The sequence below is a fragment of the Mesorhizobium sp. M0166 genome, from assembly GCF_040322255.1.
In the GTDB taxonomy this organism is placed as follows: domain Bacteria; phylum Pseudomonadota; class Alphaproteobacteria; order Rhizobiales; family Rhizobiaceae; genus Mesorhizobium.
This window is the reverse complement of record NZ_JAMYTD010000109.1, coordinates 1-1,028: the sequence shown is the minus strand read 5'-3', so window position 1 is coordinate 1,028 and position 1,028 is coordinate 1. Positions and strand designations below refer to the sequence as shown.

Annotated in this window: 1 pseudogene; it reads right to left on the bottom strand. The window is 60.4% G+C overall.

The window, feature by feature from the left end:
- Nucleotides 1–310: 310 nt before the first annotated feature.
- Nucleotides 311–955 (bottom strand): annotated as a pseudogene (locus NKJ46_RS34615) (IS5 family transposase); the annotation flags it as partial.
- Between the last annotated feature and the right edge of the window lie 73 nt (nt 956–1,028).

Genomic DNA, 1,028 nt, shown 5'->3' with positions numbered 1-1,028 from the left:
ACGATCCGCCCAGCCGCGTCGACCACGCAAATCGCGGTATCTTCCAAAGACACGTCAAGTCCGGCAAAATACTTCATGGCTGCTCTTTCCCGATGTTTGTGGCGATTCACATCGACCACGTTCTCACATCCCGACAGGAGCAGCCGCCATCAGTTAGGCTCGGCCGAGACCCCAATCACCCCATCTGTTGAAGAAGGATCACGTTTGGCCTTGAGGATAGCCTCGTCGCCGTTGTGATAGGCGAAGGTGATCTCGATCGTGCCGTCGTCGAGCAATCCGGCGGAGCCGTCGCCGGTGACTTCGTCCATCGAAGGCCGTGGCGGTTCTCTATCAGCCCATGTCCCATGAAGCTCAGCTTGGCCTCCTTGCCCCGCCCCTTGCGGTAGAGCCTGGCGTCGGGATCGGTGGTCGAGGCATGCGTCTCGTTCGATCGTTTCTCGCCGTGGAAGTCCGCTCCAACATTGCGTCCACCGCCGTCTGCCGGCGGTTCGCCCGAGCCGCCCTTCGGCTTGACGCTCTTCATCGACGCCCAAGCCTCGATCAGCGTACCGTCGACCGAGAAGTGATCCGTCGACAGAAGCTTCTTCACCTTGGGTTGCGCCAGCACGGCCGCCAGGGACTTCGCCGCGATATCGCCCTCCAGCAGCCGGTCGCGGTTCTTCGAGAAAACCGAATGGTCCCAGGCTGCATCGTCGACGCCGATGCCAACAAACCAGCGGAACAGGAGGTCGTATTCCAGCCGCTCCATCAAAAGCCGTTCCGAGCGGATCGAATAGAACGCCTGCAACAGCATCGCCCGCAGCAACTTCTCAGGCGGAATCGATGGCCGCCCGATCGGCGAGTACAGGGCCGCAAATTCCCGCTCCAACGCCGAAAGCGCCTCGTTCACAATCGTCCGAATACGGCGCAACGGATGATCGCGACGCACCCGAGCCTCAAGGTCCACGTAGCTTATATGAGGAGTGTCAAGGCCTTTAGGGCTCCGCTTTTTTGGGTCCGTTGGTTTTACGGTATCCATGGTCTGAGCC